This is a genomic window from Streptomyces rubellomurinus, from assembly GCF_000961885.1.
GTDB lineage: Bacteria > Actinomycetota > Actinomycetes > Streptomycetales > Streptomycetaceae > Kitasatospora > Kitasatospora rubellomurina.
The window spans coordinates 168658-193233 of sequence record NZ_JZKH01000003.1 but is presented as its reverse complement, the minus strand read 5'-3'; the positions used below and the strand labels follow the sequence as shown (position 1 = coordinate 193233).

General features: G+C 73.7%; 22 protein-coding genes and 1 pseudogene. 7 read left to right on the top strand and 16 right to left on the bottom strand.

The features are described 5' to 3' along the window. Window positions 1-329: 329 nt before the first annotated feature. Both VM95_RS03135 and VM95_RS03130 read right to left on the bottom strand, forming a co-directional pair. Entirely contained in the window at window positions 330-1025 is a 696-nt protein-coding gene (locus VM95_RS03135) for a response regulator (protein WP_045692400.1), read from the bottom strand. Beyond that, window positions 1022-2140: a sensor histidine kinase gene (locus VM95_RS03130; protein WP_157881980.1), complete on the bottom strand. Its 1119-nt coding sequence runs from the start codon at window positions 2138-2140 to the stop codon at window positions 1022-1024. The genes VM95_RS03135 and VM95_RS03130 overlap by 4 nt, the downstream gene beginning before the upstream one ends. A gap of 212 nt (window positions 2141-2352) precedes the next feature. On the opposite strand from VM95_RS03130, the gene VM95_RS03125 reads away from it, so the two are divergent. After that, window positions 2353-2925, top strand: coding sequence for a hypothetical protein (locus VM95_RS03125; RefSeq protein WP_244178595.1), 573 nt, complete (start codon window positions 2353-2355; stop codon window positions 2923-2925). A 43-nt stretch (window positions 2926-2968) separates the two neighbouring features. Here VM95_RS03125 and VM95_RS03120 read toward each other — a convergent pair whose 3' ends face one another. Both VM95_RS03120 and VM95_RS03115 read right to left on the bottom strand, forming a co-directional pair. Continuing rightward, window positions 2969-3916 carry a DMT family transporter gene (locus VM95_RS03120; RefSeq protein ID WP_045692399.1) on the bottom strand — a complete coding sequence of 316 codons (948 nt, stop codon included), beginning with the start codon at window positions 3914-3916 and terminating at the stop codon, window positions 2969-2971. 176 nt (window positions 3917-4092) lie between these two features. Then, complete coding sequence (locus VM95_RS03115) at window positions 4093-4758, bottom strand: CatB-related O-acetyltransferase (RefSeq protein ID WP_208615390.1); 666 nt, start codon at window positions 4756-4758, stop codon at window positions 4093-4095. A 265-nt stretch (window positions 4759-5023) separates the two neighbouring features. On the opposite strand from VM95_RS03115, the gene VM95_RS03110 reads away from it, so the two are divergent. The 3 genes from VM95_RS03110 (at window position 5024) to VM95_RS45565 (ending at window position 7038) form a co-directional block, all read left to right on the top strand. Further along, the gene (locus VM95_RS03110; protein ID WP_063773438.1) at window positions 5024-5707 is read left to right on the top strand and encodes a TetR/AcrR family transcriptional regulator; all 684 of its coding nucleotides are present in this window, start codon (window positions 5024-5026) and stop codon (window positions 5705-5707) included. 84 nt (window positions 5708-5791) lie between these two features. Beyond that, window positions 5792-6502, top strand: coding sequence for a peptidylprolyl isomerase (locus tag VM95_RS03105; protein ID WP_045692398.1), 711 nt, complete (start codon window positions 5792-5794; stop codon window positions 6500-6502). Window positions 6503-6558: 56 nt separating this feature from the next. Further along, window positions 6559-7038, top strand: coding sequence for a MazG-like family protein (locus VM95_RS45565; RefSeq protein ID WP_425265279.1), 480 nt, complete (start codon window positions 6559-6561; stop codon window positions 7036-7038). Window positions 7039-7088: 50 nt separating this feature from the next. Here VM95_RS45565 and VM95_RS03095 read toward each other — a convergent pair. The 7 genes and pseudogenes from VM95_RS03095 to VM95_RS03065 all read right to left on the bottom strand — a co-directional run. Further along, window positions 7089-8423, bottom strand: a pseudogene (locus VM95_RS03095) (geranylgeranyl reductase family protein); the annotation flags it as partial. Between the two features lie 123 nt (window positions 8424-8546). Continuing rightward, complete coding sequence (locus VM95_RS03090) at window positions 8547-9242, bottom strand: demethylmenaquinone methyltransferase (protein WP_045692397.1); 696 nt, start codon at window positions 9240-9242, stop codon at window positions 8547-8549. A gap of 129 nt (window positions 9243-9371) precedes the next feature. Beyond that, window positions 9372-9959: a hypothetical protein gene (locus VM95_RS03085; RefSeq protein WP_045692396.1), complete on the bottom strand. Its 588-nt coding sequence runs from the start codon at window positions 9957-9959 to the stop codon at window positions 9372-9374. A 295-nt stretch (window positions 9960-10254) separates the two neighbouring features. Continuing rightward, complete coding sequence (locus VM95_RS03080; RefSeq protein WP_045692395.1) at window positions 10255-10959, bottom strand: imidazolonepropionase-like domain-containing protein; 705 nt, start codon at window positions 10957-10959, stop codon at window positions 10255-10257. An 88-nt stretch (window positions 10960-11047) separates the two neighbouring features. Next, a complete protein-coding gene (gene mqnC / locus VM95_RS03075; protein ID WP_045692442.1) occupies window positions 11048-12259 on the bottom strand; it encodes a cyclic dehypoxanthinyl futalosine synthase in 1212 nt (403 codons plus the stop codon). Window positions 12260-12479: 220 nt separating this feature from the next. After that, window positions 12480-14243 carry a protein kinase domain-containing protein gene (locus tag VM95_RS03070; RefSeq protein ID WP_045692394.1) on the bottom strand — a complete coding sequence of 588 codons (1764 nt, stop codon included), beginning with the start codon at window positions 14241-14243 and terminating at the stop codon, window positions 12480-12482. Between the two features lie 156 nt (window positions 14244-14399). After that, on the bottom strand, window positions 14400-15269 hold the full coding sequence (locus VM95_RS03065; protein WP_045692441.1) for a menaquinone biosynthetic enzyme MqnA/MqnD family protein: 870 nt from the start codon (window positions 15267-15269) through the stop codon (window positions 14400-14402). A 550-nt stretch (window positions 15270-15819) separates the two neighbouring features. Here VM95_RS03065 and VM95_RS03060 point away from each other — a divergent pair. After that, window positions 15820-16023 (top strand): cold-shock protein, encoded by a 204-nt coding sequence (locus VM95_RS03060; protein WP_045692393.1) that lies wholly within the window; start codon window positions 15820-15822, stop codon window positions 16021-16023. A 398-nt stretch (window positions 16024-16421) separates the two neighbouring features. Here the strand turns inward: VM95_RS03060 and VM95_RS03055 are convergent, their stop codons facing one another. Continuing rightward, window positions 16422-17768 carry a dicarboxylate/amino acid:cation symporter gene (locus VM95_RS03055; protein ID WP_045692392.1) on the bottom strand — a complete coding sequence of 449 codons (1347 nt, stop codon included), beginning with the start codon at window positions 17766-17768 and terminating at the stop codon, window positions 16422-16424. A gap of 397 nt (window positions 17769-18165) precedes the next feature. Between VM95_RS03055 and VM95_RS03050 the strand changes: the two genes are divergently transcribed. Beyond that, the gene (locus tag VM95_RS03050) at window positions 18166-19374 is read left to right on the top strand and encodes an MFS transporter (protein ID WP_045692391.1); all 1209 of its coding nucleotides are present in this window, start codon (window positions 18166-18168) and stop codon (window positions 19372-19374) included. A 94-nt stretch (window positions 19375-19468) separates the two neighbouring features. Here VM95_RS03050 and VM95_RS03045 read toward each other — a convergent pair whose 3' ends face one another. From VM95_RS03045 to VM95_RS03030, 4 genes are all read right to left on the bottom strand, one after another. Next, a complete protein-coding gene (locus VM95_RS03045; RefSeq protein WP_045692390.1) occupies window positions 19469-20545 on the bottom strand; it encodes a LacI family DNA-binding transcriptional regulator in 1077 nt (358 codons plus the stop codon). Window positions 20546-20565: 20 nt separating this feature from the next. Then, the gene (locus VM95_RS03040; protein WP_045692389.1) at window positions 20566-20910 is read right to left on the bottom strand and encodes a DUF4229 domain-containing protein; all 345 of its coding nucleotides are present in this window, start codon (window positions 20908-20910) and stop codon (window positions 20566-20568) included. 125 nt (window positions 20911-21035) lie between these two features. Then, on the bottom strand, window positions 21036-21563 hold the full coding sequence (locus VM95_RS03035) for a GNAT family N-acetyltransferase (RefSeq protein WP_045692388.1): 528 nt from the start codon (window positions 21561-21563) through the stop codon (window positions 21036-21038). A gap of 64 nt (window positions 21564-21627) precedes the next feature. After that, window positions 21628-22980: an MFS transporter gene (locus tag VM95_RS03030; RefSeq protein WP_425265278.1), complete on the bottom strand. Its 1353-nt coding sequence runs from the start codon at window positions 22978-22980 to the stop codon at window positions 21628-21630. A 151-nt stretch (window positions 22981-23131) separates the two neighbouring features. Between VM95_RS03030 and VM95_RS03025 the strand changes: the two genes are divergently transcribed. Next, window positions 23132-24118, top strand: coding sequence for a GlxA family transcriptional regulator (locus VM95_RS03025; protein WP_045692387.1), 987 nt, complete (start codon window positions 23132-23134; stop codon window positions 24116-24118). Window positions 24119-24576 lie beyond the last annotated feature (458 nt).

The window sequence follows — 24576 nt, the reverse complement described above, 5'->3', positions numbered from 1 at the left end:
CCCGTCTACCCGCGCGCTCACGCCTGCGCTCCCGCGCAGTGCCCGTGCACTTCCCGTGCACCTACTCCTCCGCGCCTCCGCGCTCTTGCGCTCGCGCGGACCCGCACGCCCTCGTGCCCGCCCACCCATGGCCCTTCGGCGAGGGGCTACCTTGGCCCCGGCCCGACCTCCTTCTGGGCAGACCACCCTTTCTCGCGCGGTCCTCAATCCCCGGCCCGACCCCCGGGCCCGCCATCACCCCTTGACCCTGCCTCCCTTTCCCTTCCGCGCGTCGCCCTCCTGCGGGCCCTGTCTCCGATCCGCCCTCGCCACTTCGGGCCAGGGGCCGGTCACCGGTTACCGGCCGCCTGCTCCCACACCCAGGCCGCGATGCCCACCCGGTTACGGGCACCGAGCTTGCGCTGGACGTTGGCGAGGTGGTTCTTCACCGTCCCCGGTGAGATGAACAGCCCGGCGCCGATCTCTGCGTTGGTCGCGCCATCGGCCACCAGCTCAGCAATCTCCCTTTCCCTCGCAGTCAGTTCCTCCGCCGGGCCGGCTATCAACGGCCCGGCCACACCCGGCCCGGCATCGGGCACGGGCCGTACATCCGGTTCGGTGACCGCCATGTGCCGCAGCAGCCGCACCGTGACCTGGGGGCTGATCAACGCGTCCCCGGCCATCGCCGCCCGGACCGCCTCGATCAGCAGCACCGGGCCCGAGCGCTTCAGCAGGAATCCCGCCGCACCGTGCCGCAGGGCCGTGTGCACGTACTCGTCCAGGTCGAAGGTCGTCACCACGACGACCTTGCACTGGCCCTCCAACTGCCGCGTCACCTCAAGGCCGTCGAGCTTCGGCATCCGGATGTCCGCGATGACCACATCCGGCTTCAGCCGCCGCGCCTCCTGCACCGCGAGCGCACCGTCCGGCGCCTCCGCCACCACCGTCATGTCCGGCTGGGCGTCCAGAACCATGCGGAACGCGCTGCGGACATCCGCCTGGTCGTCGGCGATCAGGATGCGGATCGGCCCCGCCTTGCTGCTCATACGTGAATCACCCCTCTCACGGCCTGGCCCTGCTTCTGCACCGACCGCTCCTGCCCACGGTGGGCTCCCTCCACGGGCAGCGATGCTGCCACCCGCCAGGAGTCCTGTCCGTGCGGACCCGCATCGAGTGATCCTCCGAGGGCTTCCACCCGGGCGGTCAGCCCCGGCAGTCCGCTCCCACCGCCTCGACGCGGCCGGGCCGAAGTCTGGCCCCAACCGTCGTTGATCACGGTCAGCTCCAGCCATCCGCCCGTACAGCGGGCCTGGATCTCGACCGTGCGCGCTGCCGCCGCGTGCCGCCTGACGTTGGTCAGAGCCTCGACGACGATCCGGTGGACCGTGCCCTCCACCTCACGCGGGACGGTCTGGTCCGGTAGCTCCAGCCGAACGTCCGCACCTCCCGATGCGGTGAACTGCTCGGCCACCTCGATGAGTTCGGCCAATCCGGGCTGCGGGTCCCGGCCACCGCCGTCCTCGGAGCGCAGCAGCTGCACCGTCCGGTCCAGCGAGGCCAGGGCCCGCTGGCCGGCCTGCTCTATCCGCTCGAACATCTCCACCGCCCGCGCCGGATCGATCGCGGCCAGGTAGGCCCCGGCCTGCGCCTGCGCGACCATGCCGCTCACGTCGTGTGCCACGAAGTCGTGCAGGTCATGGGCGAGTTCCAGACGCTGGGTCCGCTTCGCCTCGGCCACCGCGCGGTTGCGGGCCTCATCCACGCCCCGCAGGTAAAGGCCGACCAGGACGGCGGGGAGGGAGAGCATCGACCCGAATCCGAAGAGGGTGAGGGTGTCGCCGGGCCCGGCGATCGCCTCGAAGCGGGACAGCCACAGCGTGACCGCTCCACAGGCCGTCCAGGCCGCCGCCGCGCAGCGCGGGCCGTCCTCGGAGCGCAGGCTCAAGATCACCGCCAGGAGCAGGGCGGCCAGTTCGACCAGGCCGAGCAGGCCAGGCCAGCGATCCTCCTCGGTCCAGCGGCCGAGGATCCAGACACCGGCGGTGACGGCCACCGACACCGCCCCGAGTGCGGTGGTCACGGCCGCCGCTCCGTACCGCCGCCGTGCCGCCCAGGCCGGCAGCAGCAGGACCAGGACGACTCCCGACAGGAGTTGAGTCACCGTCACCGCCTCCTTTCCGCGTGTTCGTCTCTTCGACTGCCGTCACATTACGACGCCGCCCAGGTGGCGCGCTTGTGCCGATCGGCATATTTCATCGGCCTGTTGAGCTGGAGGAACAGCCCGATCGGCACTGCCGCGAAGCCCTGGAGTGCGGTCAGTCTTGGGTCATCGCAGCCGGCCAAGGGCGCCGGTTCGAGGAGGGGTTCACCGCCATGTCGAAGATCATGCTCAAGTCCCGTGTCCGCGACCGGCCCGCCGCGGCCGTCACCACCGGCGTGCCGCCCGCGCCGCGCTGGGCCGAACTGGCCGCCAGGGCCACCCTGTGGACGACCGTGCCCTCGGGGGTGTGGCGGATCGCGTTCGGCTTCGGTGTTCCGGTCGGCTTCACGGGAGCCACGGGCGCGGCGTTCGCCGAGCACCAGCCGGGCTGGGGCACCGTCTACGTGATCGTGCTGAGCGCCGTGGCCGAGTCGCTGGCCTTCCTGACCGTCGGCCTGGTCCGGCCGTGGGGGCAGGTGGCGCCCCGGTGGATACCGCTGATCGGCGGCCGGAGGGTCCGCCCGCTCGCCGCGATCGTCCCGGCCGCACTGGGCTCGGTGGTGCTCACCTGGACGGGCATGTCCGCACTGTTCGGGGGATGGGCGCGGGACATGGCAGACCCGGACTCGCCTCAGGGCATTGCCGCTGCGGTGATGACCCTCGCCTACCTGCCGCTGGTCGCGTGGGGGCCGCTGCTCGGGGCGGTCACCGTCGACTTCGCGCGCCGTACCCTGCGGCGCCGGTGATGACGGCCGCGGTGACGAGGACCGCAGTGACGAGGACCACGGGTCAGACCGGAACGGACTCCGGCACCGGCTCGGACGCCTCGTCGCGCTCGGGGGTCGGGGCGGTGCGGCGGCCCCACTCCGTCGCCACCAGGACCAGGGCTCCCCCGAGCAGTGCGAGCGGGCCCATCCGGTTCCCGGCGATGGTGATGCCGAAGACGGCGGCCCACAGCGGTTCGGTGCCGAGCAGCAGGCTCACCCGGGACGGTGAGCTCTCCCGGACGGCCCACGTCTGAACGAAGAAGGCGAAGAGCGTGCAGAACAAGGACAGGTGCAGCAGCCAGGCCCACTGGCCGGCCCCGTACGAGCGGGCGACGGCCCAGGGCGAGGGGCCCACGGACAGCGCGACGACGGCGAACACGGAGGTGGCGACGGTGAGTTGGATCCAGGTGATGGCGAGCGTGTCGGTGTCGCGGACGGCGCGCGTGCGCGCGGTGGCGAGGACGTACGCCGAACGGACCAGGGCGGCACCCAGGACGAGGAGGTCGCCGAGCGTGGGAGGGCGCAGCCCGCCGTCCCCGGTGAGCAGGGCGACGCCGGCGACGGCGAGCCCGGCTGCCGCGAGGAAGGCTCGCGGTGGCGCGGTTCGGGCGAGTGCGCTCTCGCCGAGCGGGGTGAGCACCATCGCGAGGCTGATGATGAGCCCCGCGTTGGTGGCGGAGGTGTGCACGGCGCCGTAGGTCTCGAGCAGGAAGATCCCGCTGAGCACCAGCCCGAGGGCGGCACCGCCGAGCCACTCGGCGCGGCTCAGCCTTCGCAGCGACCGCCAGGCGACCGCTCCGAGCAGGGGGAGCACCAGCCCGAACCGCAGGACGAGCATGGCCACGGCCGTCCTCGGCTCGGCCACTCGTTGGACGGCGAGGAAGCTCGACCCCCACACGACTGCCACGAGCAGGACCGGTAGGTCGCGGAGCATCGATGAGGACGAGGACACGGACAGGGAGGCACGCATGAGGAAGAACCCTCCGAGCGGACGGAACCGGCGGGCGCGAGTACCGTACGGCGTCGGACGGACCCAGGTGCTGGGCGGCAGGCCCAGTGGTGAACAGGGCGGGGCGTGGGGCAGGGGTGCGCCATCCTCGCGTATCGGCCCGCCGGCGGGCAATGCCCGGCTCGGCTCGCTGAGGGTCAGGCAGCGAGCAGACCGTTCGCAGCGGCGATCGCCTCGATCTCGGCCGGCGTGCCGGACATGACGGTGCGGACGTGCTCGGTGACGAGTTCGACGGGCCAGTCCCACCACGCCGAGCGAAGCAGGCGCTCGGTGTCGGGGTCGTCGAAGCGGCGGCGGATCGGGCGGGCGGGGTTGCCGCCGACGACGGTGTAGGGCTCGACGTCTGCGGTGACCATCGCTCCGGCCGCGATGATCGCTCCGTCGCCGATCCGGACGCCGGGAAGGACGGTGGCGCCGAAGCCGAACCAGACGTCGTTGCCGATCACGGTGTCCCCTCGGCTGGGGAGGCCGGTGACGATGTCGAGGGTCCGCTCGGTCCAGGCGCCGCCGAACATGGTGAAGGGAAAGGTGGAGACGCCGATGGCCGGGTGGGCGGCACCGGCCATCAGGAACCGGGTCCCGGTGGCGATGGCGCAGTACTTGCCGATCACCAGCCGCTCGGGCCCGTAGGCGTAGAGGACGTTGCGCTCCTCGAAGCGGGTGGCTCCGTCCGGGTCGTCGAAGTAGGTGTACTCGCCGACCTCGATCCGGGGGTCGGTCACGAGCGGGCGCAGCAGGACCACTCGGTCGTGGCCGGTGAGCGGGTGAAGGGCGGTGGGATCGGGGATGGAGGTGGCGGACAAGCGGACTCCTCTCGTAATGCGACTGGCGTCGCATTACGATGATCATGGCAGGTTGCCACCTTCACGGCAAGCACTAATGCGACTGGAGTCGACTTTGCATGCAGCCCCACACCCCGAGCGCGACCACTCGGCCGGCCCGCGGGCCGGCCTGCCGCTCGACGAACCGGCGAGCCACCCGGGAGCCGAGCGATCCGGGCGCCCCCGCGCCGCGGCCCCCGATCGACCCCGCACGCCGACGCCACGGCCCGGCGGGCGCAGCTCCCGCGTGCGGGCGGACGTGGTCGCCGCCACGCTTGCCGAGGTCACCGAGAAGGGCTACGACGGCCTCACCGTCGAAGCCGTCGCCACCCGTTCCGGGGTCCACAAGGCGACGCTCTACCGACGCTGGGGCGGAGTGGACGGCTTGGTCGCGGAGGCCTTGACCGCGTCAGCCGACCAGGCCTGGCCGCTACCCGACACCGGAGACCTCCAGGAGGATCTCCGCCGCATTACGCAGGAGGTGCATGCCGTCTTCACCGACCCGGACCAGGCCCCCACTCCGATCGCGCTGATCGCCGCCGCCCAGCGCTCGGACACCGGCGCCGCCGCCCTGCGCGCGTTCTTCGCGGCCCGCCACCACCAGGCCGCAAGGGTGGCCGAACGGGCCGTCGCCCGGGGGGAGTTGCCCGCAGGGACGGATGGCGCGGAAGTGGTGCGGGCCGCCACCGCGCCGCTCTACTACCGCCTGTTCGTCACCGGCGAACCGCTGGACGCCCACACAGCCGAGCGGGCTGCCGACGCCGCCGCCCTGGCCGCCCGAGCCGGCCTGTTCACCCCGAGCCCGAAGCCCGATCCCAGCCCCGGACTCGACCCCGAGCCCGAGCCCGGACCTGGCCCGGGCGCCGAACCCGCCTCGACGCCCGAAGCCCCGACCACCCAACGGAAATCGATGACCCCGAACGACAACTGACCGACCATCGGCACCGGCCAGCCGAAGGAAGCGCAACCGCCCCGCCCTCTATCGGACGCCCACCCCGCCGTGGATGATTCCTCCATGACAATCCAGCCGTCCACCACCCCACGGAAGGCCCGTCACGTGAAGCGCAAGCACTGGGCTCTGGTCGCCGCCGCCACCGTCCTGCCGCTCGTCGCGAGCACCGGCACCGCCGTCGCGGACGCCGCACCCCGGCCCGCGACCGCTGCTGCCGCCTGCAGCTACACGCCTGCCGTGCCGGCCGACAACTTCAAGGGCATCCCCGTCTTCGACCCCGAGGAGGCAGCGGAGCCGTACCGCGCGACGCTGCGGACCAGCCAGGGCCGGATCACCTTCGAGGCGCTGACCGACAAGGCGCCCTGCACCACCTTCTCCTTCCGCTTCCTTGCCGAGAACGACTACTTCGACCGCAGCCACTGCCACCGCCTCACCACCCAGCGGATCTACGTCCTGCAGTGCGGGGACCCGACCGGGACGGGCAGCGGCGGCCCCGGCTACTCGTTCCCGGACGAGAACCTGACCGGCGCCACCTACCCGGCCGGAACGGTCGCCATGGCCAACGCCGGCCCGAACACCAACGGCAGCCAGTTCTTCTTCGTCTGGAAGGACACCAAGCTCTCCCCCGCCTACACCCCGTTCGGCCGGGTCACGGAGGGCCTGGACGTCCTGCAGAAGATCGCCGCCGGCGGCGAGGACGACCAGAACAACCCCGGCGACGGCTTCCCCAACCTCCCGGTGAACATCCGCCACGTGAAGATCAGCACCAACTGATCGGACAGGAGGCCCCTCGCCCACTGGACCCGATCGACCGTCGCCGCTCCCGTACGGTGGCAGCAGGCACCGACCACACCGCACGGGAGCAGCGCCGCATGGACAGCCGGATCTGGGAGAGCGTCGACCACCTGGTCGCATGGCTCGACGAGGAGAGCACGCAGTCGCCCCAGGAGGAGCGTCTGCTGCGGCTCCTCAAGCTCTCCGAGGAGGTCGGCGAGGTCGGCGCGGCCGTGATCGGGGCCACCGGTCAGAACCCGCGCAAGGGTGTCACCCACACCTGGGAGGACGTCCAGCACGAGCTGTGCGACGTCGTCTTCACCGCACTCGTCGCGCTCAGGACGCTCACCCCGGACGCGTCCCGGGTCTTCGCCGAACGCCTCGCCTACGTGGAGCAGCGCTCAGCCGCCTCCCGCGGCGACGACGCCCCCAGCGACGAAGACGGCGAAGATGGCGACGGCGAAGCACTCAACGGCGACACCCACACCAACAGCACCAGCAACACGCCCCGGAGCACCACCGCCCCCACGCCCTGACACACGCCAGGCGCCCCGAGGCCCCGAGGCCAAGCATCCGGCGCGATGTCTCAGGAGTTGGGCGCGACCTTCGTGAGGCCGTTGATGACGCGGTCCATCACGTCGCCGCCCTGCGGGTCGCGGAGGTTGGCGAGCAGCTTGAGCGTGAAGCGCATCAGCAGCGGGTGGGTGAGGCCGCGCTGGGCGGCGAGCTGCATCACCTTCGGGTTGCCGATGAGCTTCACGAAGGCGCGGCCGAGCGTGTAGTAGCCGCCGTAGGTGTCCTTGAGGACGCGCGGGTACGCGTGGAGGGCACGCTCGCGTCCGGTGGCGGTCACCCGGGCGAGTGCCTGCACGATGACCCCGGCGACGAGCTGTCCGGATTCCATCGCGTAGGCGATGCCTTCGCCGTTGAACGGGTTGACCATGCCGCCGGCGTCGCCGACGAGCAGCAGTCCGCGGGTGTAGTGCGGCTGCCGGTTGAAGGCCATCGGCAGGGCGGCGCCGCGGATCGGCTCGGTCATGTTCTCGGGGGTGTAGCCCCATTCCTCGGGCATGCCGGCGCACCAGGCCTTCAGCACCTCGCGCCAGTCGAGCTCGCCGAAGGCGGGCGAGGAGTTGAGGATGCCGAGGCCGACGTTGGAGGTGCCGTCGCCCATGCCGAAGACCCACCCGTACCCGGGCAGCAGCTTGCGCTGGCCGTCGCGGGTGTCCCAGAGTTCCAGCCAGGACTCGAGGTAGTCGTCGTCGTGCCGCGGCGAGGTGAAGTACGTCCGGTAGGCGACGCCCATGGGGCGGTCCTCGCGGCGGTGCAGGCCCATGGCGAGCGAGAGCCGGGTGGAGTTGCCGTCCGCGGCGACGACGAGCGGGGCGCGGAAGGTGACCGGCCGCTTCTCGTCGCCGAGCTTGGCGGTGACGCCGACGATCCGCCCGGTGCGGTCGTCGAGGACGGGCCCGCTGACGTTGCACCGCTCGTAGAGCCGGGCGCCGGCCTTCTCGGCCTGGCGGGCGAGCAGTTCGTCGAAGTCGGCGCGCTTGCGGACCAGCCCGTAGTCGGGGAAGGAGGACAGCTCGGGCCAGTCGAGTTCCAGCCGGACGCCGCCGCCGATGATGCGCAGGCCGCGGTTGTGCAGCCAGCCGTTCTCGGTGGAGACGTCGATGCCCATGTCGACCAGCTGCTTGGTGGCGCGCGGGGTCAGACCGTCGCCGCAGACCTTCTCGCGCGGGAAGGCGGTCTTCTCCAGCAGCAGCACGTCCAGCCCGGCCTGGGCCAGGTAGTAGGCGGTGGTGGAACCGGCCGGGCCCGCGCCCACCACGATGACGTCGGCGGTGCTCTCGACCGTGCTCTCCGGCTTCGTCAGATCGGCTGCGGTCTCGGACACGTGGACACACTCCTGGAGCTGCGACGGGGTCGGGGGGAGGGGGACGGCGGCTTCGTCCCCGGCAGTCTAGTTCCGCTCACGCCGCCGGGAACGCCCCCGCCCCACCCGTGCGGACGCCTTTCAGCACAGCACAGCACAGCACAGCCGCTACGCGAGCTTGTACCCCCGGTGCAGCGCGACGATGCCACCGGTCAGGTTCCGCCAGGCGACCTTGGACCAGCCGCTCTCCTGCATCCGGCCGGCCAGCGCGGGCTGGTCGGGCCAGGCCCGGATGGACTCGGCGAGGTAGACGTACGCGTCGGGGCTGCTGCTGACGGCGGTGGCCACCGGCGGCAGGGCACGCATCAGGTACTCGGTGTAGACCGTGCGGAAGGGCGTCCAGGTCGGGGTGGAGAACTCGCAGATCACCAGCTTGCCGCCGGGCTTGGTGACCCGGTGCATCTCGCGCAGCGCCGCGTCGGTGTCGTGGACGTTGCGCAGGGCGAAGGAGATCGTCACCGAGTCGAAGGTGTCGTCCGCGAAGGGCAGCCGGGTGGCGTCGCCGGCGGTGAGCGCCAGCTCGGGGTGGCGGCGCTTGCCCTCGACGAGCATGCCGACCGAGAAGTCGCACGGGACGACCTGCGCCCCGGCCTCGGCGAAGGGCAGCGAGGAGGTGCCGGTGCCGGCCCCGAGGTCGAGCACGAGGTCCCCCGGGCCGGCGGCGACCGCCTCGGCCACGGCCCGGCGCCAGAAGCGGGCCTGGCCGAGGGAGAGCACGTCGTTGGTGCGGTCGTACTTGGCCGCGACGTCGTCGAACATGGCGGCGACTTCGTGCGGCTTCTTGTCCAGGGAGGCTCGGGTCACGCCCCCCATTGTTCACCCTGGCGTCCGCTCACCGACCACGCACCCCGGCCACGCCGCCGCCGACGCACCGCGACCGTGCCGCCGCCGCGCCACCACCGCGCCGCGCGCCGCGCCGCAGGCCCCGCCCGTTCAGCGCGGGCCGCGGCGCCCGCCCGCGCGCCGCCGCCGGCGGGAGCGCTTGCCCTGCGTTATCGCCGGCATCCCCTCGGCCAGCGCCCCGGTCGCCAGCGCGATGTTGGCGGCCAGCCGCCCCTGCCGGGTGCGGACGGCGAGGGCCCGCCGGTGGCGCCGGATGCGCAGCACGCAGATCACGAAGAGCACGACGGCGACCGGCACGCTGTACCGGGCCAGCCCGACGCCGACCGGCTGCGGATAGGTGTCGCCGCAGATCCGCACCGCGCCCGGGTCGTCGGCGGCGTGCTCCAGGCAGATGGTGTCGCCGAGCTTGGTGCCGTCCGCGAGCGGCAGCGCGGCGGCGGTGTGCGGCTGTCCGGCGGCCCGGTAGCTGACGGCGCTGTAGCTGCCGCCCCCCGTGGGGAGCTGGGTGACGACGCCTTCGACTCGCACCGGGTGGGCCTCGATCCGGTCGGCCTGGTCGGCCTGGCGCCAGCCGAGCAGGCACATGCCGAGGGCCATCACGGCGCTGAGTACGGCGGCGAGGTACCAACCACGGCCCATCCGCGGGGAGCGCGGCGGGGGAACGATCGCGGTTCGCATGGTTCCTGTCCTGGCTTGCCTTCGGGGCCTGGGACGTGGCCCCGCCGCCCGCGGGCACGGACGGTGGTGTGGTGAGGGTACGGAGTGAGCGCTGTCGGGGATCGTATCCGCTGGCGGGCCTTCAGGTCACGGCGAAGGGGGAATCACCCCCTTACGAGGACACCGGAGTTCGGGTGCACACGAAGGAAGTCCCGTACGCCACACGGGAATCCGACTACTGACGAGTACGTCACACCGTCACCGGAAGGCCCGTGCGGTCCGGCCCGCACCGGACGGCCCCCGCCGCGGCCGGGCCTCACCGGCGCCGGTACACCAGCCGCCCGCCCAGCACGGTGGCCAGGCACCCGCCCGCCGCCGGTCCGGGGCGCCCCTCCCCCGAGCCGTCCACCACGCCCTGCACCGGAACCACCGGAACCACCGGGACCACCGGGACCACCGGGAACACCGGGACCACCGGGAACACCGCGAAGTCCGCCCGCCCGCCGGCCGCCACCCGCCCGTGGACGGCCTCCGCGAACGGCAGCACCGCCAACGGGTCCAGCGCCCCCACCGCCCCGGCCGCCGACGGCAGCACCGCCAGCCCCGACCGCGCCACCGCCGTCCGCACCGCGGCCCGCTCGAACGGCCCGGCCACCGCCGTCACCCCGTACCCGAGCATCCGCTGCAGCCCGCGCCGCGCACTCGCCCCGAACCGCGCCTCGTCGGCGCAGCCCACCAGCCCGTCCGCGACCGGCTCGACCCCGACGCCCTCCCGCGGGTCGGGGTGGTAGTCGCGTTCGAGCAGCCGGTGCCCGGACGGGTGGCGCAGCCCGGGCGCGAGCAGCGAGCCCGGGCCCCAGTCGCGCACCCGCGCGCCGGGGTGGGCCGCCGCCAGCTCCGGGTACGGCCCGACCGCCTCCACCTGCTCGCCGCGCACCAGCACCGCCCCGTCCGGGAGGGACGGGGCGGCGGGGTCGGCCGGGTCGGGCAGCACGAACGCCGCCCGGTGCAGGGTCAACACATCAGCTCCGGGGTCAACACGTCGTCACGAGAACGGCCGGCCCCGGGGCCGGCGCGGCAGCCCCGGGTGGGCACGGGAGCGACCGGCCTCAGTTGTCCAGGATCTTCAGCTCGGGGTGCGCGGTGCCGCCCTCGATCGCCGTGGAGGCGATGTGCGAGGCGACCCGCGGGTCGACCGGGTCGTTGGCCGGGTCGTCCAGCACCCGCAGGTGCTCGTACGTGGTGGAGCGCTGCGCCGGGACGCGGTCGGCGGCCCGGATGAGGTGGATCAGCTCGGTGAGGTTGGAGCGGTGCTTGGCGCCGGCCGCCGAGACGACGTTCTCCTCCAGCATCACGGATCCGAGGTCGTCCGCCCCGTAGTGCAGCGACAGCTGGCCGGCCTCCTTGCCGGTGGTCAGCCAGGAGCCCTGGATGTGGGCGACGTTGTCGAGGAACAGGCGGGCGATCGCGATCATCCGCAGGTATTCGAAGACGGTCGCCTGGGTCGAGCCCTTCAGGTGGTTGTTCTGCGGCTGGTAGGTGTACGGGATGAACGCCCGGAAACCGCCGGTGCGGTCCTGCACGTCGCGGATCATCCGCAGGTGCTCGATCCGCTCGGCGTTGGTCTCGCCGGTGCCCATCAGCATGGTGGAGGTGGACTCGACGCCGAGGCCGTGCGCGGCCTCCATGATCTCCAGCCAGCGCTCGCCGGACTCCTTCAGCGGGGCGATGGCCTTGCGCGGCCGCTCCGGGAGCAGTTCGGCGCCGGCGCCGGCGAAGGAGTCCAGGCCGGCCCGGTGGATCCGGGTGATGGCCTCCTCGATCGAGACGCCCGAGACCTTGGCCATGTGCTCGACCTCGGAGGCGCCGAGGGAGTGGATCACCAGCTGCGGGAAGTCGGCCTTGATCGCCGAGAAGGCGCGCTCGTAGTACTCGACGCCGTAGTCGGGGTGGTGGCCGCCCTGGAACATGATCTGGGTGCCGCCCAGTTCGACGGTCTCGGCGCAGCGGCGCAGGATCTCGTCGAGCTCGCGGGACCAGCCCTTGTCGCTCTTCGGCGGCACGTAGAAGGCGCAGAACTTGCAGGCCGTCACGCACACGTTGGTGTAGTTGATGTTGCGCTCGATGATGTACGTCGCGATGTGCTCGGTGCCGGCGTAGCGGCGGCGGCGCACCGCGTCGGCGGCGGAGCCGAGCGCGTGCAGCGGCGCGAAGCGGTAGAGGTCGAGCGCCTCCTCCGGGGTGATCCGGCCGCCGGCGGCGGCGCGGTCGAGCACGGCCTGCAGGTCGGTGCTGGACGCATCGAGGGTGGTCGCTGCGATCTCGGTCACCTGTCGGCCTTCTCTCTCTCGGATACTGCTCGGATGCTGCTCGGGTACTGCCCCGGTGCTGCGCGGGTACTGCCCCGGTGCTGCCCGGGTACTGCTCGGTCCCCGCTCCGCTGGTGCGTTTCCGCTGCTCGTCCAGCGCTGCCGGAGGCCGGACAAGGGGCGTCCGGGTACGGCCGAACCAGCCTACGCCAGCTGATTTCAGGCGCCCGCGTCAGCCCGCCGCGCCCGTGCCCGGCGCCGTCCCGTCCACCTTGCGCAGCGTGCCGGACGGGTTCCCGGCCGCCGGATCGGCGGAGTTGAAGCGGATCGTGCCGTCGGTCTGCAGGGTGAGCGTCTCCGTGTTGGAGCCGCTGGTGCAGGCACCGGGGATCGAGGAGTGGAGCAGCCGGGACTGGAACACCAGCTTGCCGTCGGCGACCGACTTGAGCGTCCAGGCGCCCTCGCAGCTGATCGAGAACAGGCCGGTGAGGGCGTTGCGGCTGGTGGTGCTCTCCTGCCCGATCGCGCCGGGGTGGACGGTGACCGTGGTGGTCCCGGCGGACAGACCCTTCTCGGTGGCCATCTCCCCGCGCCAGGTGCCGAGGAACGCGGCCGGCACCGCGCTCGGCCCGCCCGTCCCGGACGCCACGGGCGCCGCCGAAGCAGTGCCCGACGCAGTGCCCGAAGCGGTGCCCGAAGCGGTGCCCGAGGCAGTGCCCGCAGTAGGCCCCGTAGGAGGAGGGGACGGCGCCGGCAACGGCCCGGTGGCCCCCGGGCTCCCGGACGCCGTCGCATCAGCGACCGGCCCGACCGGCCGGACCGGCCCCACCGGCTCGTCCCGGTGCAGCCCCGCGTACAGCCCGTACCCGCCGCCCGCGAGCACCGCCACCGCCAGCGCCGCCCCGGCGGTCCTCCGCCCGGTCCGCGACCGGCCCGCCCGCGACCGCTCCGCCCCCGCCGGCGCCGCGCCTGCCGGCACGTCCGACACCACCGGCCCCGGATCCGTCGGCCCCGGATCCACCAGCACGGGCTCCACCAGTGCGGGCTCCGCCGGCCCGAACCCCCCGGAACCCCCCGAACCGCCCGGCTCCTCCCCCTCCAGGTCCAGCAGCTCCACCGCGCTGCGCCCCACCGCCGCCGCCAGCGCGGGCGGCAGCCACCCGCCCTGCCCGAGCCGGGCGGCGGCACCGCCGTCCGGGTCGAGCCGGTCCCGCAGCTGCCGCGGGGTGGGTCGGGCGGCCGGGTCCTTCGCGAGGCACGCCAGGACGATCCCGCGCAGCGGCTCGGTGAGCCCGGCGACGTCGGGTTCCTCGTGCAGCACCCGGTAGAGGAAGACGGCCGCGCTGACGCCCTCCCCGAAGGGGTGGACCCCGGTGGCGGCGAAGGCGAGGACGGCGCCGAGCGAGAAGACATCGCCGGCCGGGCCCGCGGTCTGTCCGTTCGCCTGTTCGGGCGACATGAAGCCGGGTGAGCCGACCACGTACCCGGACTGGGTGAGGCCGCTGCTCGCGTCGAGTGCGCGGGCGATGCCGAAGTCGATCAGCCGCGGCCCGGCCAGGGTGAGCAGCACGTTGGACGGCTTGACGTCCCGGTGCACCAGCCCGAGCCCGTGGACGTGCTGCAGCGCCTCGGCGAGCCCGATGCCGAGGGCGCGCACGGCGGGTCCTGGCAGCGGCCCGAAGTCCTGGACGGCGGTGCCGAGCGCGGGGCCGGCCACGTAGCCGGTGGCGACCCAGGGCTGCTCGCCCTCGGTGTCGGCATCGAGGACGGGCGCGGTCCAGGCGCCGCCGACGCGCCGGGCGGCGGCCACCTCCTGGCGGAACCGGGCGCGGAACTCGGCGTCGTCGGCGAGTTCGCCGCGCACCACCTTGACGGCGACGGTGCGCCCGCCGGCCGTGCGGCCGAGGTAGACGCGGCCCATCCCGCCCGCGCCCAGCCGCCGCAGCAGCCGGTACGCGCCGACCTGGCGCGGGTCGTCCGCCCCGAGTGCCCGCATGCCCGTACGCTCCCCTCGCCCCGCGCCCGCGCGGTCGCCGTCGCCGTGCCGCTCGGGCGCGCCGGGAGCGGACCCGCTCCGGGAGCAGACCGTACCGGGCCCGCCCTCCCTCGCGCCCGCCCCGACACCCGAACGCCCGGGCTCGCGACCGGCCGCCTACACCGCCGGCGCGGCGCTCACCGGCAGCGCCACCGGTTCCAGCAGCCGCACCGCCACGTCCGGCGCGAACCCGCTGTCGTGCGCGACCCGCCGGGCGAACTCGGCGATCCCGGCGAGCTGCCGCTCGCCGAGCGAGAAGTCGAGCGCCTCGCTGAAGTACTTCTCCAGCACGTCGGCCCCGAAGGTCTCCCAGCGGGCGGCCTGTTCGGCGACCTTGGCCGCCTCGACGAGCGACAGGTCGCGGGACTCCAGGAAGGCCCGGTGGACGGCCGCGGTCAGCTCGGGGCGGCGTTCGGCGAACTCGCGGCGCACGGCCCAGACGGCGAAGACGAACGGCAGGCCGGTCCACTCCTTCCACATCGCGCCGAGGTCGTGCACGGTGAGGCCGAGTTCGGCGGCCTGGCCGAGGTGGGCGCGCAGGGCCGGATCGCCGATCAGGACGGCGGCGTCGGCCTCGGCGAGCATCTGGCCGAGTTCGGGCGGGCAGCTGAAGTAGTCGGGGCGCACGCCCTCGCGTTCCTCCAGGAGCAGCCGGGCGAGCCGGACGGAGGTGCGGCTGGTGGAGCCGAGGGCGACCCGGCGGCCGTCGAGGTCGGCGAGCGGCACCTTGCTCACGATGTGGCAGGACATCACCGGGCCGTCGCTGCCGACCGCGATGTCGGGCAGGATGAGCAGGTCGTCGGCGTTGCGCAGGTACTCCACGCAGGTGATCGGCCCGATGTCGAGGGAGCCGTCGACGAGTTGGTCGCTCAGCTTCTCCGGGGTGTCCTTGGTGAGGTCCAGGTCGAGCAGGTTGCCGGTCCTGGCGAGGCCCCAGTAGAGGGGGACGCAGTTCAGGAACTGGATGTGGCCGACGCGCGGCCTGATCGGTGCGTCCTGTTCCGGCGCCGGGGGCTTCGCCGGGTTCGAGGGCGCCGGGGGCTTCGAGGGGTCCGAGGGCTTCGCGGGGTTCGAGGGCTCGGAAGGCTCCGAGTGCTCCGGTGAGTGCGCGTCCGGTGCTGCCACTGTGCCGCTCCCTTGCTGTTCGTACGGCTACTCAGCAGCGTATGCCCGGGGTCGGCGGGGTCCGGCGGCGGGCCTCGCGACACGCGCTCGGGGGCTCGCGGCGGGCGGGCCCGGAGGCCTCGCCGCACCCGTCCCACGGCCTTCCCGGCACCCCTCCGGAGGCCTTACGACACGCGCCGTCCGCGCCGCAAGTCACCCCTGGTCGTCACAGCGGCCGCATGCTAGCGTTGCCCTCAGTTGCAGTTTGATTCCCCTTGCAGTACTTGAAGCCTGCGGAGCATGTAACCGCGGGCTTTTTGTAGTTTTTCAGCAATATCGAAAAACTTCGGACTCGTCCGAAGGCAGGGCGATCAGCGCAGCGGACCGGGTGTCACACGGTGTGGCCCCCGACACGCATCGCAAGGAGAACGGCATGGCCACGGGAACCGTCAAGTGGTTCAACGCTGAGAAGGGCTTCGGCTTCATCGCCCAGGAGGGCGGCGGCCCCGACGTCTTCGTCCACTACTCCGCCATCAACGCGAACGGCTTCCGTTCGCTGGAGGAGAACCAGGCGGTCACCTTCGACGTCACCCAGGGCCCGAAGGGCCCGCAGGCGGAGAACGTCACCGCTGTCTGACCATCCTCTGGTGTTCTGATCGCTCGGGACCTGTACGGGTCCGCCGGCGGCTCCCGACAGCCGCCACCATGAGCACAAGAGCAGTACCCAAGGGGGCCCGCCGATCGGCGGGCCCCCTGCCTTTTCCCCAACGGCCGACGAAACGACGAAACGACGAAACGCAATGTCGCGGCAGCGACGTGTCGGGGAGTCGGGGAGTCGGGGAGTCGGAAGTCGGGGAATCACGCGAAAAGGCCCGGTCCCGAACCGATGATCGGTTCGGGACCGGGCCTTTTCGGCCATTCTTCCGCTCACCCACTCATGGCGAGCGAAAAACAGCCCCTCGCTTTTCGGCCATCCGGCGGTTTTCGGCCGCCGGACGCCCGTCCGGCCGTTCCCGCGCGCACATCAGCCGTCCGTCAGGCGGCCTTCGCGACGGCGGCGCCGGAGGCTCCGGCACCGACGGCACCGGCCGGGGCCTCGTACAGGTCGCCCGAGGGGTTGTTGTACGAGGCGACGTCGAGGATCCGCTCCCGGGCCGCGACCACGACCGGCACGACCACCTGGCCGGCGACGTTCGTGGCGGTGCGCATCATGTCCAGGATCGGGTCGATGGCGAGCAGCAGGCCGACGCCCTCCAGCGGCAGGCCCAGGGTGGACAGGGTGAGCGTCAGCATGACGATCGCGCCGGTGAGGCCCGCGGTGGCGGCGGAGCCGACGACCGAGACGAAGGCGATCAGGATGTAGTCCTTGATGCCGAGGTCGATGTTGTAGACCTGGGCGACGAAGATCGCGGCGACGGCCGGGTAGACCGCGGCGCAGCCGTCCATCTTGGTGGTGGCCCCGAACGGGACGGAGAAGGACGCGTACTCGCTCGGGACGCCGAGGCGCTCGGTGACGCGGCGGGTGACCGGCAGGGTGCCGACCGAGGAGCGGGAGACGAAGGCCAGCTGGATGGCGGGCCAGGCGCCCTTGAAGAAGTGCAGCGGGTTGAGGCCGGCGGCGAAGCGCAGGACCAGCGAGTAGACGACGAACAGCACCAGCGCGCAGCCGACGTAGATGTCGAGGGTCAGCGTGGCGAAGGGCTTGAGCAGGTCCCAGCCGTACTTGGCGACGGACTTGCCGATCAGGCCGAGGGTGCCGAGCGGGGAGAGCCGGATGACCCACCACAGGGCGGTCTGGGTGAGCTCGAGCACGGACTCGCTGAGCTTGAGGACGGGCTCGGCCTTGGCGCCGAGCTTGATGATCGCGGCGCCGACGACGACCGCCATGAAGACGATCTGCAGCACGTTCACCTTGGCGAAGGCGTCGACGATGTTGGTGGGGAAGATCCCGGTCAGGAAGTCGATCCAGGAGCCCTTGTCGTCGAGCGCCTTGAGGCCCTCGGTCTTGAGGTTGGTGCCCTTGCCGGGGTTGGTGAGCAGGCCGAGGCCCAGGCCGATGCCGACCGCGATCAGCGAGGTGACCATGAACCAGAGCAGCGTGCGGGTGGCGAGGCGGGCCGCGTTGGTGACGCCCCGCAGGTTGGCGACGCTCACCACGATCGCGGTGAACACCAGCGGCGGGACGGCCAGCTTGAGCAGCTGGACGAAGATCTTGCCGACGGTCTCCAGGGTGGTGGCCAGCCAGGAGATGTCGGCGGCGCGGGCCAGGTAGCCGAGGCCGACGCCGAGCACGAGGCCGGCGACGATCTGCACCCAGAACGGCGTCTTGCGGATGCGGGCGAGCACGGACGGCGACGAGGTCGCCTCGGGCGCTGTGGACATGGGGGTGCGACTCCGGGGGAGGGCGTTGCTGACGGCGGGGGGTGGGCGGGGGTGGGGACGGCGGCACGGCGCGCGGTGGCCGGACGGCAGGGGTCGCGGCCCCGGTCAGGGGCGTGCCGCCCCGATACAGCTGAGGTCGGTGCAGCTCATGGCGCGACAACGGCGCGGGCTGTCCACAGCACCGGTCAGAGCGCACGGGCGGGCGGCGCCGGGCAGCTGGCCCGGGCCGTGCATCCGCAGTGCGTCTGAGGCTGTCATGGCCGACACGTTAGCAGTAAAGGTTTGAGATGTTCAAAGTAGTTGTTTGAGATGGCGTTGACCGGCGGGCAGTTATACGTATAACTTGGTCGTCACACCACCCCTGCCCGCCCGCCACGCATCGGAGAAGGACCCGCCGATGGGCTACCTCGCCCTGCTCCGCGCCCCGCACGTCACCCGACTCCTGCTCGGCACCCTGCTCGGCCGCCTGCCCGCCGGCATGACCGCCCTGGTCATCGCCCTCGCCCTGCGCGACGCCGGGGTGCCGTACGGCCGGATCGGTCTGGCCACCTCCGCCTACGCGATCGCCGCCGCCATCGGCGGACCGGTGCTCGGCCGGATCGTCGACCGCACCGGACAGCCCCGCGTCCTGCTCGCCGCCGCCGTGGTCGCCGGCGGCGGGTACGCGCTGCTCGCCCTCGACCCCGGCTCCGCGATCGCCGCGCCGGTCGGCGCCGCGATCGCCGGCCTCGCCATGCCGCCGCTGGAGCCCTGCCTGCGCTCGCTGTGGCCGGACGTCGTCGACGAGGAGCAGCTCGACACCGCGTACGCCTTCGACTCCGCCTCCCAGCAGATCCTCTACGTCGCCGGGCCGCTCGCCGTCGCCGCGATCTCCGGCCTGTTCAGCCCGGTCGCCGCGCTCTGGGTGGCCGCCGGGCTGGGACTGGCCGGCGCGCTGATCGTCGCCACCACCGGGCCCGCCCGGGCCTGGCGCGCCCCGGCCCGGGAGAAGTCCGCCGGGCTGCTCGGTCCGCTGCGCTCCCCCGGGCTGGTGCTGCTGCTGGTCGGGCTGGCCGGGGCCGGCTGGGCGGTCGGCGCGCAGAACGTGCTGTTCATCGCCTACGCCGAGCGGCACCCCGACGCGCTGCCGGGCGGCGCCGGCACCCTGCTGGCGCTGGCCGCGCTCGGCGGCCTGCTCGGCGCGCTCGCCTACGGCGCGGTCACCTGGCGGCGCAGCACCGCCGCCCGCACCTGGCTGATGGCGCTGGCGATGGCCGCCTCCTACCTGCCGCTGGTCACTCTGCCCGGCCCGTACCCGATGGCGGCGCTGGCCTTCCTCTCCGGGATCGGGCTGGCCCCGCTGCTGGCCGCCGCCTTCGTGCTGGTCGCCGAGCTGGCGCCGACCGGGACGGTCACCGAGGCCTTCGCCTGGCTGGTGACGCTCTTCGCGACCGGCAACTCGCTCGGCTACGCCGTGTCCGGCAAGCTCGCCGAGGGCCCGCTGGGCCCGGTGGCGCTGTGCGCGGCCGGCGGGATCGCGCTCGGCGGGCTGCTGCTGTTCGCCGCCCGGGGCCGACTGGAGACGGCGCCGCCCGCACCGGCGGCGCGGCCCGTCCCGGTGGGCTGACCCGCCCCACGAACGACCGCGCCCGCCGGGGGTCTGGCCCGGCGGGCGCGGTCCGCTGCGGCCGCGCCCGCGCGATCAGCCGGGGAGCCCCGGCCTACGCGGGTGCGGTGGAGGAGCGCAGCACCAGCGAGGTCGCCAACGGCGGCACCGGCGGCACCGGTTCGCCGTGCAGCAGGCCGGCGAGCGCCGCCGCGCCCGCCCGTCCCAGCTCCTCGCCGGGCAGGTCCACGGTGGTCAGCGGCGGGGCGAGCAGGGCGGCGACCGTGACGTTGTCCATGCCGACCACGGACAGGTCGTCCGGCACCCGCAACCCCCGCTCGGCGGCGGCCTGGTAGACCCCGGAGGCGACCACGTCGTCGTCGCAGACCACCGCGCGCGGGCGGTCCGCCCGCTCCAGCAGTTGCCCGGCGACGATCCGGGCGGCCGCGTGGCCGTCGTTCAGGCTCACGCCCAACTCGACGACCTCCAGGCCGAGTTCGCGGACGGCCTGCTCGAAGGCGGCCTGCCGGCGGCGGAAGGTGTAGGCGGCGTGGGTGGAGCGCAGGTGTCCGATCCGGCGGTGGCCGAGGGCGGCCAGGTGCTCGACGGCGGCGCGCATCCCGCCGGCCACGTCGAGTTCGACGGTCGGGCGGGCCCGGTCGGTGCCGGGGTCGGCGTCCAGGAAGACGGCGGGGGTGTCGGGGGGCAGCTCGCCGAGCTGGCTGTCGTCCGGGGAGCAGATCAGCAGGCCGTCGAAGCGGCCGGCGGTGGCGGCCTCGGCGAGGGTGGCGCTGCCCCAGCCGGAGCTGACCACGACGGCCAGGCCGTGCCGGCCGGCCTCCTGGTGGACGCCCTGCAGCACCCGGCCGAAGAACGGGCCCTGCAGGTTCGGCACCGCCAGCATGATCATCCCGCTGCGGCCGAGCCGCAGCTGACGGCCCGCGGCCTGCGGGCGGTAGCCGAGGCTGTCGGCGGCCTGCCGGACCCGCTCCCGGGTGGCCTCGGAGACCCGGCGGCCGGCCTCGGAGCCGGAGAACACCAGCGAGACGGTGGCCTGGGAGACCCCGGCGAGCCGGGCCACGTCCCGCCCGGTGGGCCGGCGCGCGGGCGGCGGCCAGGTCCCGGCCGTGCTCCCGGCGGACGGCGTCCCGGCGGGGTCGGTGGCGGGCGTCCCCGGGTCGGTGGCGGGCAAGGGCGGGGCTCCGGCCGGGGTCAGTTCTGCCGCGCCGCGGCCGCGCGGGCGGCCTCGTCGGCGGCGTCCTCCTCGGCGTTCTGCGCGGCGATCCGCTCGGCGGTGCGGCTGCGCATCCCGGAGACCTTGGTGCTGATCTGGGCGGACATCTCGTCGCGCTGCTTGCTCAGCAGCGCGTAGCTGAGCGGCGCGGAGGCGAGCGCGGCCAGCAGGAACAGGAAGATCACGCCGGCCTCGCCGCTGACCGGGATGATCCCGAAGTGGCCGAGCAGCAGTGCCACCAGCAGGCAGCCGAGGAAGATGCTGACCCGCAGGGAGGTGTAGCGGAGCGTGGCGTGCGACTTCTCCTGGCCGTTGCTGCTCACTGGAACACTTCCTTCTCGCTGGGCGTGGGGGGCGGGGGCCGGCCTCCCAGTGAAGCATGCCCGACGGCCGGCGGGGGGAACGGGGCACCCGGAGCCGGGCCGCCGAACGCCTGCCCGGCGGAGTGTCAGCGCAGGTCGAGCCACATGGTGACGTCGTCCCGGTCGTCGCCGGGGGCGACCCGGATCGCGGCCGGCACCCGGCCGACCTCCTGGTAGCCGGCGCGGCCGTAGAACCGCTCCAGACCCTGGCCGCCGCGCAGGGTGAGCCGCAGCGACTGCAGGCCCCACGCCCGGGCGATCCGCTCGGCCTCGGCGAGCAGTTCGGCGCCGCGGCCGAGGCCCTGGAGGTCGGGGTGCACCATGACCGACCTGAGCGAGCGCCAGTGGTCCATGATCTCGTAGCGCGTCGACTCGAAGAACAGCAGGCCGACCAGCCGGCCCGTCCCGCTCTCGTGCGCGACCAGCAGCCGGTCCGGGCCCTGCGGCGCGACGCCCGCGAACTGCCGTTCGGCGGTGTCCCACACGTCGTCCTCGGTGACCGGCGGCACGAAGCCGACCGCGCCGCCGGCGTTGCTCACGTCCGTCCACAGCCGGACGATGTCCGACTTCAGGCCGCGGTCGAGCGTCGGGTCCAGGGTGAAGGTCAGCGCCATACCCGGAGCCTAGGGCTTGTCTGACACCCCGGAAGCCCGGCCGCCCCCACGCCGCTCACCCCGCTCAGGCCACGGCCGGAGCCGCCGCACGCCCGCCGCGCAGCGCCAGGCAGAGCCCGACCGCGATCACGCACAGCCCGCCGGCGCCGTACCAGGCGAGGTCGTAGTTCCCGAGCGCGTCCCGGGCCAGGCCGGCCAGCCCGGCGACGACGGCGGCGCCGATCTGGTGGCTGGCGAGCACCCAGCCGAAGACGATCGGAGCGTCCTCGCCGAAGTTCCGGCGGCACAGCGCGACGGTCGGCGGCACGGTGGCGACCCAGTCCAGGCCGTAGAAGATCACGAAGGCGAGGATCGGCGGCTGCAGCGAGCCGGCGAACAGCTGCGGCAGCAGGAGCAGGGACACGCCGCGCAGCCCGTAGTAGACGGTGAGCAGCAGCCGGGAGTCGACCCGGTCGGTGAGCCAGCCGCTGAACACGGTGCCGACCACGTCGAAGACGCCGATCAGGGCGAGCAGGCTCGCGGCGGTGGTGACGGGCATGCCGTGGTCGTGCGCGGCCGGGATGAAGTGGGTGCCGACCAGGCCGGCGGTGGTGGCGCCGCAGATCGCGAAGGAGCCGGACAGCAGCCAGAACGCCCGGCTGCGGGCGGCCTCGCGCAGCACCCGCAGCGAGCGGGCGATCGCCCGGCCGTCCTGCGCGGGGGCGGGCGGGGGTTCGGTGGCGCCGTACGGGAGCAGGCCGAGGTCGGCGGGGCGTTCGCGCATCAGCAGCAGGACGGGCACGGCGACGGCGCAGGCGGCGAGCGAGACCACGACGACGGCGGAGCGCCAGCCGTGCTGCTCGACCAGCCAGGCGCCGACCGGCAGGAAGACCAGGTTCCCGGCCGCGCCGGCGGCGGTGAGCACCCCGGTGACCAGCCCCTGGCGGGCCTGGAACCAGCGGCCGGTGATGGTGGTGGCGAAGGCGCCGGCCATCGAGCCGCTGCCGAGGCCCACCAACACGCCCCAGCAGAGCACGAGTTGCCAGGGCTGGCGCATCAGCATGGTGAGGCCGGCGCCGATCGAGATGGTGAGCAGGGCGCAGACGACGACCAGGCGGACGCCGAAGCGGTCCATCAGGGCGGCGGCGAAGGGGGCGGTGAGGCCGTAGAGGGTGAGGTTGACGGAGGTGGCGCTGGCGATCGTCCCGTTCGACCAGCCGAACTCGTTGTGCAGGGCGTCCATCATCAGGCTGGGCGTGGAGCGGAAGCCGGCCGAGCCGAGCAGGACGAGCAGGGCGACGGCGGCGACCACCCAGGCGTAGTGCACCCGGGGGCGACGGGCGGAGCGGTCGGCGGCGGAGCGGTCGGCGGCGGGGCCGTCCGCGGCGGGGGCGGTGGGGGGTGCGGCGGTGGGGGCGGAGGCGCGGCGTTCGGTCACGCGGACGAGTCTCCCGAGGCGCCGGGGCCGCCACGAGTGGCCTGAATGACAGCTTTCGCAAGGATCGGGCCACCACCGGGCGTACCATGGCCCGGACCACCGCACCGGCCACCGTGGTGGCCGGCAGCCACCGCACTCGGGAGGGAACGGCATGACGCACCTGGTCGCGGTGCTCGCCCTGGACGGCGTGATCGCGTTCGAACTCGGCATCCCGGCAAGGATCTTCGGCGGCGCCAGGGATCCGGCCGGCCGCCCGCTCTACCGGGTGGCCACCTGCACCCTGGACGGCGGCCCGGTCGCCACCAGCGCCGACTTCCGGATCGCCGTCGACCACGGGCCGGAACTGCTGGAGCGGGCCGACACCGTGGTGGTCCCGGCCTCCGCCGACTCCAGCCCGGAGGCGGTGGACGCCGCCTTCACCCCCGCCCTGGCCGCCGCGCTGGCCCGGATCCGGCCCGGCACCCGGCTGATGTCGATCTGCACCGGCTCCTTCCTGCTGGCCGCCGCCGGGCTGCTGGACGGCCGCCCGGCCACCACGCACTGGCGCTACACCGCGCGGTTCGCCCGGCTGTTCCCGCAGGTGCGGCTGGATCCGGACGTGCTCTACACCGACGACGGCGACGTCCTCACCTCCGGCGGGGTGGCCGCCGGGGTGGACCTGTGCCTGCACGTGGTGCGCCGCGACCACGGCAGCGCGGTGGCCAACGCGGTGGCCCGCAACTGCCTGGTGCCGCCGTGGCGCGAGGGCGGCCAGAAGCAGTACGTCGAGGCGCCGAGCCCGCCGGCCGCCACCGGCCAGGGCACCTCCGCCGTGCGTGCCTGGGCGCTGGAGCACCTGGACCGGCCGCTGGCGCTCAAGCAGCTCGCCGACCGGGCGGGCATGAGCGTGCGGACCTTCACCCGGCGCTTCCGCGAGGAGACCGGTTCCAGCCCCGGGCAGTGGATCACCGTGCAGCGCGCCGAGCGGGCCCGGCAGCTGCTGGAGCGCACCGACCTGAGCATCGACCAGGTCGCCCGGGAGTCCGGTTTCGGCACCGCCGCCTCGCTGCGGCTGCAGCTGCGCGGCCGGCTGGACGTCGCGCCGAGCGCCTACCGGCGGACCTTCCGGGCCGACCCGGGGGTGCGGCGCACCTCCTGAGGTTCCGGTCGTGTGAAGCGTGCCTGAGTGAAGCCTGGGAAGAGACTGGGCGGTTGGCCGGAAAACGCCGCCCGCGAGCCGCCCGCCGAGCCGCCGCCCGGCCGTCACCCGGCCGTCACCCGGCCGTCGGCGAGCCACCGGTGATCCACCGCCGCGCCGTCCGCGCACCGCTGCCGAACCGCCGCCGGGCCACGCCGGCGGCATCCGGGACGTACGGGATCGGACGGCGCCCGGCCGCGCACCCCCCGCGCGCGGCGCCACGGGCCGCCGTCCGATCGCGACGCTCGGGTCCTGGACCCGGGTCGCACCCTCCGCGTTCGCCGAGGAGCGGCCCGCCTCCGGCGGTCCACGGCTCCCCCTGCTGACGCGTTCCCCCTGAACAGCAGCACCGTGACGGCGGACGGACGTCCCCTCGGCGTCCCCTCGCAACGGAGAGCCGGACCCAAGCGTGATCAGTC

Coding starts and splice junctions, on each gene's coding strand:
- VM95_RS03135 (WP_045692400.1), bottom strand. CDS start 1,025: ATGAGCAGCAAGGCGGGGCCGATCCGCATCCTGATCGCCGACGACCAG.
- VM95_RS03125 (WP_244178595.1), top strand. CDS start 2,353: ATGTCGAAGATCATGCTCAAGTCCCGTGTCCGCGACCGGCCCGCCGCG.
- VM95_RS03120 (WP_045692399.1), bottom strand. CDS start 3,916: ATGCGTGCCTCCCTGTCCGTGTCCTCGTCCTCATCGATGCTCCGCGAC.
- VM95_RS03105 (WP_045692398.1), top strand. CDS start 5,792: ATGACAATCCAGCCGTCCACCACCCCACGGAAGGCCCGTCACGTGAAG.
- VM95_RS03085 (WP_045692396.1), bottom strand. CDS start 9,959: ATGCGAACCGCGATCGTTCCCCCGCCGCGCTCCCCGCGGATGGGCCGT.
- VM95_RS03070 (WP_045692394.1), bottom strand. CDS start 14,243: ATGCGGGCACTCGGGGCGGACGACCCGCGCCAGGTCGGCGCGTACCGG.
- VM95_RS03060 (WP_045692393.1), top strand. CDS start 15,820: ATGGCCACGGGAACCGTCAAGTGGTTCAACGCTGAGAAGGGCTTCGGC.
- VM95_RS03055 (WP_045692392.1), bottom strand. CDS start 17,768: ATGTCCACAGCGCCCGAGGCGACCTCGTCGCCGTCCGTGCTCGCCCGC.
- VM95_RS03050 (WP_045692391.1), top strand. CDS start 18,166: ATGGGCTACCTCGCCCTGCTCCGCGCCCCGCACGTCACCCGACTCCTG.
- VM95_RS03035 (WP_045692388.1), bottom strand. CDS start 21,563: ATGGCGCTGACCTTCACCCTGGACCCGACGCTCGACCGCGGCCTGAAG.
- VM95_RS03025 (WP_045692387.1), top strand. CDS start 23,132: ATGACGCACCTGGTCGCGGTGCTCGCCCTGGACGGCGTGATCGCGTTC.